Below are 15,718 nucleotides of genomic sequence, written 5' to 3'. Positions count from 1 at the left end.
ATGAGAAGCTGTGCGTTTTTAAACATATTCATGACATGGACGGGGTTGCTTATGGTTATCATCTTTGTCGCTTGTTCGGACAAAGATGTATTACCTACCGACACCACGGAAACCAACGCCAAAGATGCAATAGTGTTTGGTGGCAAATTGAGTGATAACCGTGCTACGACGACGAAAACTCGATCCATGGATTTGGAAGACTTCAACAATACGTTCAGGGTATTTGGCTATAAAAATACTACATACGATGCTAACTCCGAAACATATGCCGGATTGCAGACGGTGTTTGGAGGATATGAGGTAATCCACCACTCCGGGACGGCGGGAACTACGGAAAGTAATCGAAATGATTGGGAATATGCCAACAGCACCAACCAAACCTTACATTATTGGGACAATGCCGCAAAAGCCTACCGCTTCGCGGCATACTCCCCTTTCACCGCGACAGTCACAACGGAACAAACGGGAACAAATATCACGTTCGATTTCGCAATCAGCACTAAGACAGAAGCCGATATAGCTGCCACACCTTTTTATTCAAAGATGTGGTTCTCCAACAATAATTACCCTACATACACAGCTTATGGCTCGGTGGTCACAATAAGCTTCGTTCGACCGTTTTGCAGAGTACGTTTTATTTTGCAAGACGAGAAAGGAAACATAATCACAACAGAGAGTGAGCTATACAAACACCTTTCCAAGAACACCATCAAGTTCAAGCCTGCCGATTCCAACCGGTTCATAGTGACCGGAGGAAGGATAAGGGTGTCTTATCCCTTAATAGGAACTAACAAAGAAGAAACGCTCTCGACTATTGCCGGCACATCGACAGACGACAAGCTGGAAGCAATGACAGATCCCTATGAGGACACTCCCGTACTCGCAACAACCGAGAAGAAATGGTACACCTTATTCCCGATTGGGACACAGGGAGATTACGTCATGTCATTGGACTACAATGGTCATACGAGAACAGCTGTGGTGCCTGCTAAATACACCACATGGAACGTGGGATATGAATATACCTTCGTATTCAAAATAAGCGAAAGCAAACTGACCTTCCTACCCGACCTTTATGTTTACACAAAGTGGCAGGCAGGTTATTCGGAGAATACCACATGGTAAGCATGAGAGAAAAAAGACGAAGATTGAAAAGAGAATTTGAAATGAAGATATGCCCTGTTCTTACCCTTCTTATGGGGATGATATTATTAATGGGATGCAGTAGTGAGAATGTTCAACCTGAAGATGATCACTGCACATTAAGGGTTCCCATCGAGGTTGCCATAGAAAACAACCCCATTGTTCAAAGTAGGACTATGGGCGATCCCGGCTACAACGATGAGTTACAACCACCCAAGCATCTGTACATATTCGCGTGGATTCAAACCGGCACGAACAATTACGAACTGTTATACATCCATCGGAAAGATATAGTCGCATCAGAATGGAGCTACTTGCCGGGCGTGAGCGGAGAAGACAATACCGCACGCTATCAGCTGAACGAGAATCTGTACCTCACATTTTCTTCACAAGTAATGAATGCTACGGAGAAAACGAACATGGGACGTATTTATGCCATTGCTTCCTCGCGACCTTTCACTTTGCAACAATTGGAAACAATGCTTGGAGATACTTATAAAAATGTACTTAGATCACCTGTTCCACTGAAGACCACTACGTCGCCTGACATGGCGTTACAAGCTGCTTTGGTGGATTTAGCAGATTGGACCGGTGAAGACTTGCGCGACCTTTACAGCAATCCACTTGGTGATCCTCAAACAGACCTAAAGAACATAGCTAATGGCAGAATTGTTTATACTGCGGCAAGTGCATCAAAGGCATACGTTGGAGATGTGCGTCTCTATCACTGCGCCGCAAAGATTGATTTCACATGGGAGGTAGCACCAGAACTGCGCAATACTACCAGCGTGAGGAGAATTACAATAAAAGAACTGCCAACCATATGCAAACTCTTCGAGCCCACAAAAAACCGCGTGGGGCATAAAGAACAAAGCATCATGACAACAACCCCCACAAAATGGACGGGAAGAGAATATATTTATGCCCTGCAACCTCAGAATGGCTCTATAAAATATGATGTTGACTTTGACGGCAGAACCGGTATCACGGACAAAACTTTCAGTCCCACATCCCCAAACCCGACTTTTACCGGGTGGTATAGAGTGATTGCCACTATAAAGTAATACACGATAAGCATTACAAAAGTATGATACAACGAAAGTTATTCCATATATTATTTCTAATCTTGACGATTTCTACCAGTGTAAACGCACAGAACATCAGATATGTCAGTAAATCCGGTGCCTATACTAACGATGGAAAGTCGTGGGCTACGGCAAAAATCAATATACAGGATGCCATCAACGACCTTGTCGATAACGGACTTACGGGTGAGGTTTGGGTGGCGAAAGGAACTTACAGCCCTACCGAAAGCACTGAATCAGGAGGAGGAAATACACTATATCTGTCGTTCAAGATACCTGCCGGCATAAAAGTTCATGGTGGTTTTTCCGGAACGGAAACCACTAAAGAAGAACGTGAGAAAATCAATAATGAGAACATGGGCTGGTTTTACGCTCATCAAACCATATTAACCGGCGACTTCTCAAAGGAAGCGGAGTTTAAGTGGAACTCCGTAAAGAAGAAATACGACACATCATTCTATGGCAATTGCTATCACGTGGTATGGTTTGCCACCAATGGTTTCGACAGCAATGGACGTGGACTTCCACTTGATGGAGAGGCTTTGCTGGAAGGGTGTATTGTGAAAGATGGGAACGCAAAGAACTCTACCGTGGAAGGACATCCACACAACGCCTATGGGGGCGGTATATATATGGTGGAAGGGGCAAAGGTAACTAACTGCCACATCAGCCATTGCGAAGCCTCACGCAACGGTGGTGGCGTCTATATGGACGGTGGTGGCAAAATGGAACATTGTTTTGTCGTTGCTTGCCAGTCGTTGGGAATAGCTGCTACCAATGGGTTTGGTGGTGGTGTTTGTATAGACACGAACAATTCTGAAAAATCACTGGGCATATCACGTTCGATAATAGCCAGTTGTGTAGCACGCATGGGAGGAGGGCTCGCCATTAACGTAAACGAACTAACTTCTCCAAATGGAAAAGATATTAGGTTTAAGCCTTATGCGTCCGCAACGGTCATTGCCAACAATACGGCTACAACCGAAGGAGGTGGGGTATATTTGAACAGAGGAGGTGCTATTACGCAAATGACCATTGTAAGAAACCGTTGCGATGGTGTCGGGGTTACATCCAATAACGTAACGACAGGGCGAGCAGCAGGGCTTTATTGTCGCGACAAAGCCTACATTCTCAACTCGGTTATTTGGGGAGGAGAATGTCCCGCCAACGATGATATTCAATATGCCACATCGCGTTCTGTTTATGATGACAACCTGAAAGTAATCATGAAACATTGCTCGCTTTCCAAATCTGACTTCGTGGATTGGAGCGGAACAAAAAAACTGAAAGTTCTTTCTCTCTCAATGTTTAACAGCCCAACCGAAGAAGCGGATATTACAAACGGCTCAATAGCCTCTAACGCTTATCCAATGTTTTCAATGCCATCACCAAAGGCCGGATACGTCTCAGACGATGGTAACAATACGCAATACAACTATCAATGGAAAGTGGGTTTGAATTCCTCGTTACTCAACGTAGGCATACTTCCTGTAGAAATTGATCAGGAGGGCGTTTTGCCATTCGGCGAAACAGAAGAAGACGTAACTTACAAGAAGTTTTATCCACGATCAACATTAGGGGCATACAGCTTTACGAATATGAGCATTTCTCCAAATGAAGAGAGGAACAACGTTAATTATTACGTAGACTCAAATCCTCAAAAAGGCTCCGAAGCACTTTCACTTGGTTTCAGCTGGGATCATCCGCTACCTTTCTTATCGGATGCTCTTTACGACGTTAAGCGGAACGCGATGAAGTATCAAGGGAAGACTGTAAACATCTATGTAAAAGCGGGTAAACAGTACAACACGAACTCATTTGTACAGGGACGCATCAGATTGATTCCCCTGGAGATACCAAGCAATGTAAATATATATGGAGGTTATCCATGTGAACTGACAGGCACACATCTCGAACAAGAAATATCCGGGAACACCTACCGGAGGAACCCACTGCGGCATCCGACCATTATTATGGGAAACATCACCACCGACTATGAGACGAATGTAGCGCATCTCATCACTTTCAACAACTCAAAAAACGTTGTCTTTGATGGCTTTCAAGTGAGATATGCAAACGCATCCTCTACTTTACTTGCCAACGAGGACAAAAATGGTGCCGGCATGACATTTCTTCAGGGAGCACAAGTTAAGATAAGAAACACCATTATTGCCGGGTGTACAGCCGAAAAGGGAGCGGCAATTTATGCTTCGGGAGCTTGCAACTTGGAGTTTGAGAACTGTATTATTCACAACAATGCATCATCATCTCTAAACGGAATCATCTATTCCGAAGGAAAAGCTCGGCTATCGTTCAATCACTGCGATTTTCTTCGTAACGTGGGCTATGTAAGCTATCTTGAAGGACAATCCACAAAACAAACTTACACCAATTCCATTTTCTTCGGCAATATGGATAACGCCATCGACAATACCAACCAAGAATCTGGTGGAGGTATCGATCATGCTCTTCCAGCCTTCGCTGGCAATACGAAAGGGGTTAGCGGAAGTTACTGTATGTTTGATAAAAAGTCGGCATCGTTCAGCGACCAATTCGGTGGAAACCAGCTCGGAGAATGGCAGTACAATCTTCAATATACATTCAGCAATGGAGCCGGAAGTGGATATCCACGCTTCCTTAATCCAACAAAAAATACAGGGGTATCGCCCGATGGCGACATCACTTTCAATGGCAGTGCCACATCGTTTGAGCCACACAACGGCAACCCGATGGTAAATGCCGCCAATCATGAAGGCGACCATACTACATGGGGCACAGACATCAGTACCATCACCACACGCGACTATGGTGGGCTACCCGACATTGGGGCTGTGGAAAACCATAAATCAACGAAAGCTGCCGGTGGAGAGAATGCCTACGAGGACGGACAACCGGTCTTCGGTGGAGTTACCTTTGTGCGAGATTATAATACATACACTTACGATACTAATGGGAATGCGACTTTAGACACATCAGACCTATCCACAGAAGGGCGTGACGGATCATCATGGGCAAAAGCAATCAATGGTAACGCCTCCTACAACTTCACGACAACAACCATCAATTACCCTCTTTCCAAACCTATTAGTAGCAACATAGCCAATCCTCAACCCTATAAGTTGGGAATGTTATCCGGCAACAATATCAACAATCCTGTTTACTACGCAAAGAACATAAGTGGCGACAAGATCCGAAATACATTGGAAAAGGAAGATGGAGACGATTTTATTTTCATACAATCCGGCAATGGGTATTATATCTATAACCTGACCAAAGAGAAATACGTATGCTATAAGGATGCCAAAGAAGGAAAAAGCAAAATTTATTTGTCGGACTCCAATACTTCCAACGCGTTATGGCGGCTTAAAACTTCCAGTACGAATCCAAGCTATCTCACCTATCTCATTCAGCCTCAAACCACCTCTAACATTTCTTTTTCACCATCATGGAATTTTATGGGTGGTGTTGAAAATGATTTAGGGTTGTATAGAGGTACTGATAGTAACAGTAATTGGCAGTTCTTCAAGAAAGATGTGCAAACCAATACTGTAGTAATGAATGGGCTTCAGTACGCAGTCAACAATGCCGAGAAACAGATGGCGAAAAACTACACCAAACGCATCACAACGCAAACTGAAAAATATGCATCAAGGAACAAGCAAACCACACACACATACTACGACTTCACTCCCACATCTCAAAATCCGTTACAAGAGGTTTGGGTAGGAGCAGGCATCTATACAAATCCCAAAGGTTACGTTTTGCGCAATCACGTGCAAGTTTTTGGAGCTTTTCCTAAATTAGGTAACCCCGGAAAGGATCAACGACACCCACAGTTGACAGAAGGTATCAGCCTATCGCGCACCGCTGCGGGCGTGAATATTAGAGATTATGAAACCATCTTGCAGACTAACGCCAACATTCTTGAACGAGACTTACATAAAAATGATGTAAGCGTACTCAGCCAACCTGAAGAGTGTCGAGTAACAGAGAATGCCTTGTCCAACATCCCTGCCAACCGAGTGATCTATGAAGGAGCGATTTGGGATGGTTTCACACTTAGATATGGTTACAAGTCAGCTCTCCCCAGAGGGGGAAGTGGACGTCGGGATGGCGGAGCCGGAGTGCGTCTTTATGAGAATGCACAAATAGTGAATTGCGTTATCCGAGATAACCTCATGGAAAAGGGTTATGGAAGAGGCTCGGGAATATATGTCGATGGCTCCACGATTATTAATTGTTATATCATGAACAACCTCGCGCAAAACACAAGTCAGATTTATGGTGGTGGCTTATACATGATAAAAGGAACTATATACAATTCCGTGATAACTGGTAATGATCTCGGCAGCAGCGGAGAAAGACTTGGTGCCGGAGCATTCTTTGAATCGGCAGATTTCTACAATAATACAGTTGCGAACAATAAGAATGGAGCCGCGTTAGGAGTTTGGACAGCTTCCGCAGACGATGCCCACCTTACAGTATATAATTCCATTGTAATGGGAGGAGACAATAAATTGATAGATCGTAGCAATTCCACTCCGATCACGTTTAAGTACAGTTTCCTTCAAAGTTCCCAAAACGCGCCCAATGACAGATATTTCACGATTTCCGATCACAATCAGGTTTATTGTGGCAGATTATATAATGCCAATATCTATCATCCATTCGCCAAAGACTACACAGAGGCTATCACACAATATGATTTCCGTTTAACGCAAAAAGACAACTACAACGCAGTAAACTCAGGTACACAATTCATTGATTTGAATGGCGATGGTAACGATGATATCACGTTGCCCGAATACGATATGGATTACTCGGAGCGCGTGCAGGATTGCGAAGTGGATATAGGTGCCTTCGAGTACAACGGAGCCTATAGCATAGCTCCTGACATCACCACGGTGCCGGGACAGGCTATCTTCTATGTAAGTCCATCAGGTCGAGGCAACGCATCTGCAAATAGTCCGGCACATGCAGCCTGCTCAAGCAAACTACAGAAAGTACTCGACTCTGCAGGAAGATACAAATACCTTCATCCCGAAAAGCGCGTTATCGTGAAAGTGGCAAACAGCAAAACGCTGGAAGAAACTGACACACCATTCAAATATTATGCTACCCGCACCACCTATGAGGGAGACCAAGACGTAAGAATATGGTCCATCATCGTCCCGCGAGGCATAGAAATTTGGGGAGGCTATACTGATGAATACAAGAGCGATGCCGACAATGGCTTCTATTCTACAGAAGGCGGATTCAAGGACAGACGTAACATTATCGCACATCCTACATATTTCGATGCTTATTATTACAACAAAAGACAGAAAGTTAACGTATATACTTATCATGTATTGACATTTACAGATAAAGTGTTCGATGGTGAGGGACTACCTTATATGGAAGGAGATCGAGTTGGGGAAAACAGTTCATTCTCCAGCTATTTAGGTAAGTTTATTTCCATGACAACAAAAACAAGCGATCGAGCTATAGTCGATGGCATCTTCATCACTGGTGGCAATGCCAACCTTCGGGTTCGGGCATCGGGAGTAAAAGCAAAGAACATCAATCAGTTTGGTGGAGCTGCCATAGTAACCGACTACGCTCACATTCGTAACTGCATCCTTCGCAACAATGAAGGTGTCTATGGAGGGGCACTGGCACTTACCCATAAGGCACTTGTGTCAGGATGTTTGCTCGACAAGAATACGGCAGACTTTGGTGGAGCAATCTATGTTTTGGAAAACGGAACAGATCTTTCCGATGGAACAAAGGTAAACACAACTACGGATAACACATCGAACATGGCAATGAACATGGCGCATGTTTACACCTCAACCATTGTAAACAATAAGGCAAATATTCGTGGTGGAGGTATTTGGTTTGGGCAAGACGAGGCTAATGTACGAATTAACTCCACAGCTGTATGGCAGAATGAAAGCCAAGATCAGGCGAATATCTCCGGACTATCCAATCCCGAGAAACCCTCCGGAAGCAATTGCAGTGCGCTCGACTTCTATCCCTTCTCTTACTGCGCCACTCAAAACATCCGCTTATCCGGAACCAATAACATCAACCTGCGCAACCTTAATAGGGAAGGTGTGCGCTTTGCCAAGAATGGGATAACCGATGAAAAGACATTGGCAGAGGAAAGCAACAGTCAAGGTTTCAACAAATTCAATGACTTTGGCTACTACGCCATAACCAGCTATTCCGTATTAACGAAAGCAGGAATGACAGAAAACGAATATGAACAGTTGAAGAATATCGGACTTTCTGAAGCCGACTTTGCCGGAACCAACCGCTATGCCGGTTCTTCCAGAACTTATATTGATATCGGAGCGAGGGCAGTAGAAAAGAATATCCAGTCGGACAACTTGATGCTCCGCCTTTTCGTTACCCGACCTGAAGATATTGACATGAATGCCGCAGAGGCAATGATGAGCATCAATACTACGGAAGGCAGTCCCGGCTATGATGCCGACAAAGCCTACTACGCTCAAGAAGGATCATCGTTCGCTTATCCCATGCAGAGCATACAGGATGCGCTCGACTATATCCGGCAAATGCGTTCCATACAAGAAGATGGCGAACTCCTTTCACCCGATGCCAACAACCTACCTTTCGAAATTTGTGTGTCAAGAGGTGTGTATTACCCCACTCGAGACGTGGCAGGTTCGTATGGAAACGCCTTAGACAACACTTTTCTTATTCCGGAAGGGGTAAGCATCATAGGAGGCTTCAACGGAAAACGTGCCGTAAAAGCGGATGGAACAGAAACCGGGGCAAACAATTTCTATGGTCGTTATAACATAAAAGGTTATATTCAAACTCCGGGCGATGGAATCTATGATTTGCAAGACAATATTACGCAGGTAAGCATTCCGGACGTTACGATCACAAATTCTAAAGGCACCACCTACGTGCTTCATCAGCTGCCTATCGAGATAATGACAAAAAACAGAGAGCGAATTGATCTCAATGCAAACAACATCATAGAGCCATGGGAATTCGTTCATCAAACCACACTTAGCGGAAACGTCTATAACATATCGGAACACGGCGTTCTCCATGTCATCTCTATTTTCCCTGATCAAGTGGCAGCAGGAGCTTTGCCCTACCGACAGGTTGATAAGTCGGCAACTTATCAGAGTTCCGGAGATGAGTTTGGTTATACAAGTTTCGAGGTGGGACAGCCGGTGAAGTTGGATGGACTTACCATCACCGGAGGTTATGCCGGAAACTATATTGAGGGGGCTTTGGAAGACGAAGAAAAATTCTTTTATTATCATGGAGGAGGTATCTTGATTGATGGTGATCGTTATTGCGATGATTTCAATCGAGGCACAACAACAGGCTCAGTATATAAGCATACGAACGTAGCAAATGCCATAGCCTATCGAGACATTCCCTTGGTGATAACAAAATGCAAATTCGAGAACAATCACGCGGGATATGGTGCAGCCATATCCGCCAACACCTCATTGAGTGTTTATAGTTCTTCTTTTGAACACAATATTGCTGAAGCGGGAAAGGACGACAATGTAAGTTATCAGGGAAAATTGTACGATGTGGCATATCCCGGCCATGGAGGAGCCATATATTCCACTTGCAGGTTAATCGCGTTCAACACCATCTTCGCCAACAACGAAGCTTACGACAAGACACTTGACATCAACCCAATCTCCTACCATTCCTTGAGAACGCAGATATATGGCACATCCGGCATAGAGCCTCCGGTAAGTCTCGGAGGCTGTGGTGGTGCGGTTTATTCAGGCAAACGTGGTTACCTACATCTGACCAATTGTAATTTCGTACACAACATGGCAAATGCTTATCCCGCCGTGTTCACCATGAATCCCAATAAGATGCCGAAGGATGAAAACAATAGCCAGGTTTCAAAATATAGTCAGATTATCAATACTTTATTTTGGGGAAATGAAGTGAACGAAGACATGAAGAAGAAGTGGAATGATAATCCTTATTTCAGTTTCTCCTCGCAATTGATCTGCAATTATGGGAAGTACGACAGAGATGGGAATTACAATCCGAGATTTCAGGAAGGCAACGTGCCACTCTCTCAAGAGCAACTCAACGAGAACTATAAAGAGATGGCTTGGTTCTGCGCCTATGAGAACGAAAGAGGCATCACACAAGTGAACAAGAGCGATTTGCGCGAGGTGAAATTTAATCCTCTCATACACATAGAACTTCAACTAAAAAATGCCAACAAGGGGAAATATCAAAACTGCAACCTTTCCTTATCCGGTGAAAACAATTCACTGGAAGGTCCCAATTTCGTCAACCCTTCTCGTGAAGCAGGCTATGCAGGCTATATGGAGAGCGCGGATTGGAGTCCTGCCAGATTGAATAAGCTCACTGACAATGGAAGTGGAAAAATACTGCAAAAGATCACACGGCAGAACGATAGCTACAAAGCGGAATTCGCGACCTATACCGAGGCAAACGAAATACCACCGGAACGAGCCGGATACAGCACAGAGCAAGTGGGCGATTACATCACGGCAGGAGCATACACTACTTCTCGATATTTAAAAGATTATCCTGCCAACAACATGAACTTGCCTATCGGAGCAGACGATTACATGACATCGGCATACGTTCAACCTGACGGCACGCAACAACAACTCTATCGTATCTCTTACGACCCCAATCCCACGCATAACCACACCTATATTGACATCGGAGTGTACGAATATCCACATACCGAGCTCCAATATGCCACAATCGGTGATGAAGTGGACGTGTTATGGGTATCGCCAACAGAGAAACCGGAAAACGGACTGCCTGACGGCAGCGCATGGAGCCAACCCACGTCCGACCTGCAACGAGCAATAGAAACGTTGCTCTCGAGCAGAAACGGGCATCGCAAGGAGATAAGACTGCTCGATGGAACTTATACCCCTACGTACAAAATTAACAATCGCTTGGCATTCACTATCGACACACGAAAAATCAATGAATCTTCGATGCTCCCTCTCGATGCCGAGGGAAACCCCATGGAGGGGTACGGTGTGAAATCACTAACCATCAAGGGGGGATACAGCAGAGAACTCAACAACGTGTACGACACCAAGGAATACCCGGCTATCATTCGCCAGCAAAATCGTGCAGATGCCACTTCAAACACATGGAATCATCTCATTTATATTGCCGATGCAACACAACGTTATGGGCAAAAGAACAATAACATAGACAACGAATACGGCAACGACACCGGATATGGGTGGTGGGCAGCTCCCGGGATAAATACATCCAAGGTCATCAACACCATCCCAATAGAAATCGATGGCATTAGGTTGATAAATAATCAAGCATTATCTAATACAAAAGGGACTACTATCTGCTATGCTGACCAGAAATTTGACGATCAGTTCAACCTGACGACATCAGAAACCCCTACCTATAAAGCAAAACAACCTACATCCGCCAATTTATCAAAGGTGGTTTATTATAAAGACGATACATTCACCGAGGTCTCCGATGTTCCTACATCGGATTTTAAGCGTGAAGGACAGAAATACTATACCGATGGAACTTATACTACGGAAACTTCCGAAGTAACACCATTCGTGAAATATGGCTATGTGGAGAAAGAAAATCCTGCCAAGCTAATTCTCAGTAAGACTATCGTGATGAACAGTGGCACACACCATGATGCTTCCGCCGAAAATGATAAAAGCTCATCGGCTGTTTACATCGGGAAGAATGGTGGTACTGCCCTCCTTTACAATGACGTGTTGCACAGCAATTACGGAGACCCGATTCAATCAGAATGTCAAACCATGATTATAAACAGCACCATCGCACTCAACTCCGGACTTGTGGACATTACAGGGGGAGACAAAACGGACAAATCGGTGATTTACAACAGTGTGTTTTGGTGTAATAATCCCATGGGACAAGATACATTCGGCAAACAATTCAACCTCATCAACTACACGAATGAGGCTTCGAGTGGGGATATTTTCAAGTATAATGCTTTTACGGGTGGTAATATGGAAGCCACCGACTATACTGCCGGAGGGGTGGTTGCCAATCACTTCAACGTAGGACTCTCGAACAATAATTCAGATGTCATCAACGGTCCCAATTTCTTGGATCCGGAGAATACGGATATAGAATCGCGCAACTTCTCCATCAATCCTTCATTAAGATTGCTAAATAAAGGAAAATCCAACCTCTATAACGACAACTTGGCAACAGCATTTAACGTCTATGACATTGCGTGGCTTCCCACCACACGCCATGATGCCGGAAGCAATGCACGTTTCGTTTTCGATATTGACCTCGGCGCATACGAATATCAAAATGAGCTGGAAAGGGTCATTTACGTAAACCCCAACTCCACGGTAACGGGACGAGGCAACTCTTGGGCAAGTCCATTGGGACACGGAAACCTGCAAACAGCAGTGGATCTTGCCGCCGTCTATCACGTGAACAATCCAACGGAAGAAGCTTATGTCTTCGTGAAAGGCGCAAGTGCCACCAACGCCGGGCTGCACACCGACGAGACACTTATCTTGCGAAACGGCGTAAGCGTATTTGGAGGCATCAGCCCGACCTATACGGCTGATTGCAAGAAGACAGACCATAGCTCGGGCGTTTTCACGTTCGAAGAATCGGTGCTGAAAGAGTATGTTACCAATCTCCTGAACAAACGTGAGGGTATTGTCAGCACGTTGGGAAGTAATACGAAAGTAAAAGGAATAAAAATTGCTCCCAACTCCGTGTTCGATACTACCAATACAAACATCGTGTCGCTCGCCGATGGTTTCGTGGTTACGGCAGCCACGAATGCTAATCCAAAAGGCATCGTTACTTCGCCGGTAATAGATATCCGACCTGCCGACGCAGAAGCAATAGTGGCATTGAGAAATATCGTTGTTCATCATAACGACTTATCCGCCACAAGCTCAACAAACATTGCAATCGTTGATAATGCATTATTATATGAAGCGCTGTTCCATCATAATAAAGTAGCAAACAATGCATCGGTACTGAAAATCGGAAATAAAGGATATGCCGTAAATATCACCGCCGAAGGAAAGACTACGGGGGCTGACGACTCTGCTCCCTATAATGGGAGTAATGATGCGCACATCTATTATTCTTTGGTAAATTATGCGGAACAGGCAGCTACGGAAAACACTCTTTCCGGATATAATTATCCGGTGAGCGATGCCAACCTGAATTATCAGCTGACGGAGCAAAGCAAACACATAGACGAGTGTCCCGCACAAAACCCAATCGAGCCAATCTCTATACTCAGTAAATTCATCAACTACACGTCTGACCGGGATTTGCTCGGCAACCCTCGTTTACTCCGTGGGGTAAGCAAGAAAGATAAAATTGACAGAGGAGCTTTTGAAACATGGAAAATAGATTATGCCAGCGTAAAGACAACAGATGAACAAGGATTCTATCCTCATGACGGTTCGGTTGTTTACATCATGGAAGACAACTCGCTTGTAAGTGGACACTCGCTTGTTCCCTCCTATCTGCTCTTAAAGACCGGATCCAGTCTCTATGGAGAAGGCAACAACGTACAGGCAGCATATCTCGCAGTGGAACGTCAACTGAGAAACGGTGGAGCGATAGTCAGCTTCCCCTACCCGATGAACTACAACACAAATGTTACAACACCAAGTTACGATGATGACGGTGTGCTGACATTGACAAACAGAGACAACAAGGCATATACTTACAACGGCTCTGAACGCGCTAATTGGAACTACCACTTCATGAAGAGCGAATCGACTTGTTGGGACGAGACGAAGAATGAGGTAGATGCGAACAACGGAGTGCTGTATGCTGCCACACTTGATGCCACTTACAGGTTTACCGGTAAAGGGGTGTCCATGAAAGACTATCTCTATACAGAAATGAAAGACGCGGACTTTAAGACCGTTACACTACAACAAAACGATGACCGATTATCAACAGTAGGTGGAGCCGACTTCACATCGAAAGAAGATATGGGATGGAACTGTTTCGGCATTCCTTACCTCGTAAGTTCCTACAAGTCATACGAAAAAGAGACGTTCACGGGCAATAACAAATACAACATGGATATTCCACACACCCTGTGGCTGTATTATGACGGAAAGTATCAATCGGATGGAACGACGCTTGCAAACGGCGATGGAGGTTTTTACAGTGTATCATCATGGAAGACGGATGACTGGCATCTTGCCACGGAAGAAACACCCCGGATATGGGTGGGGGAAGGTATCTTCACGCAAACAACCGTTGTGAGCAACAACGAAGAACTTACCTTCTTCCGTCCGTCATACAACTTCTCAGAAAATCAAAATACGAAGAAGAAAAGCGGAACTCGCCTCTACGTCGGAGACAGAATGAAAGATGAAACGCCCATGCCTTTCAATGTCAAGACACGCGGACACATCATCTACATCACCGGACTTCAAGGAAACGAAGAGATTACTATCTACGACAGTTCCGGAAAGATTTACAACATGACACGAGCAACACATTCACAGTACTCCACCGCCGTTCCCATCAATGGTGTGTTCATCGTAAAAATTGATAATTATAAAAAGAAAATACTTATCAGATAATGGAAAGATCCGAACATCGCTCGCTTGCCGACTCCATCCTTTAGGTACAATGAAAAAATCGCTCGGACATTCAGACGAAAAAATGGGAGATATATTTCTGTATTTCCCATTTTTTATTCCGTACACTCCTCTGTGGCTGTTCAGGAGTAACTCTTCCTTTTCATCCCAAATTGATGACGCGAGTTCGGGATAAGAAAATCTTTAGAAAAGTTCCAATTGCCTTGATTTCTCTACGTGTACCGGCAGTGCCTCCGGCTTATTGTCAAAGAAACAATAGGCTGTAAGAGCAGAACATAAGTTCATGATGAAATTATGTATTGATCGATGCTGTGAATGTACAAGGTTAGCCTTGTTCTTTAGCAACTCGTTGATACATTCGATGATGTATCTCTTTCTAAGCATGATTCTGTCATACATAGGCATAAGTTTGTTCTTCATGTTCGCTTTTAGACCATGTACGAGATGTATGCCTTGGTCGAACAAGGTTTCAAAGAGTTCCTTTTTGATATATCCTCTGTCAGCGAATACTTTTCCATACAAGACTTTTGTAAAAACGCTCCACACCCGTTTATCTCTGTCATCAACATTTGCCCCTGTAAGACAGAAGGTTATAACCTCGCCAGAGTCATTACAGAGCAGGTGCAGTTTAAAGCCGTGGCACCAACCCATAGTACCTTTTCCGTTCTTCGCGGAACCGGCAAACACCTTGTTGAAATAACGCCGTACATTATGACATACAGGTATCATGGTACTGTCGACAAACGTTATCCCTGTACATTTGCCAAAGGCATAAAGCTTCATAAACATCATCATCTGGAAGAAAACACGTGGCATTAGTTCCACGAAACGATTGTAGGATACAGCATCGGGAAACTCCTGCTTGAGTTGTCC

The 15,718-nt window shown here is 44.5% G+C and carries 4 protein-coding genes; 3 read left to right on the top strand and 1 reads right to left on the bottom strand.

Annotation, left to right across the window (positions count from 1 at the left end; genetic code table 11):
- Window positions 1-51 precede the first annotated feature (51 nt).
- The 3 genes from E0E16_RS01840 to E0E16_RS01830 are packed head-to-tail and all read left to right on the top strand — an operon-like array spanning window position 52 to window position 14,827.
- Entirely contained in the window at window positions 52-1,125 is a 1,074-nt protein-coding gene (locus E0E16_RS01840; RefSeq protein WP_130828574.1) for a hypothetical protein, read from the top strand.
- A gap of 2 nt (window positions 1,126-1,127) precedes the next feature.
- Window positions 1,128-2,207: a hypothetical protein gene (locus E0E16_RS01835; protein WP_130828573.1), complete on the top strand. Its 1,080-nt coding sequence runs from the start codon at window positions 1,128-1,130 to the stop codon at window positions 2,205-2,207.
- Between the two features lie 23 nt (window positions 2,208-2,230).
- Window positions 2,231-14,827 carry a right-handed parallel beta-helix repeat-containing protein gene (locus tag E0E16_RS01830; RefSeq protein ID WP_130828572.1) on the top strand — a complete coding sequence of 4,199 codons (12,597 nt, stop codon included), beginning with the start codon at window positions 2,231-2,233 and terminating at the stop codon, window positions 14,825-14,827.
- A 201-nt stretch (window positions 14,828-15,028) separates the two neighbouring features.
- On the opposite strand, the gene E0E16_RS01825 is transcribed toward E0E16_RS01830, so the two are convergent.
- Window positions 15,029-15,718: IS982 family transposase (locus E0E16_RS01825; protein WP_130829709.1), on the bottom strand; the 690-nt coding region annotated here is incomplete at its 5' end.

The sequence above is a fragment of the Prevotella rectalis genome, assembly GCF_900607215.1.
Taxonomy (GTDB): Bacteria; Bacteroidota; Bacteroidia; order Bacteroidales; family Bacteroidaceae; genus Prevotella; species Prevotella brunnea.
This window is presented reverse-complemented; position numbering and strand designations above follow the sequence as displayed.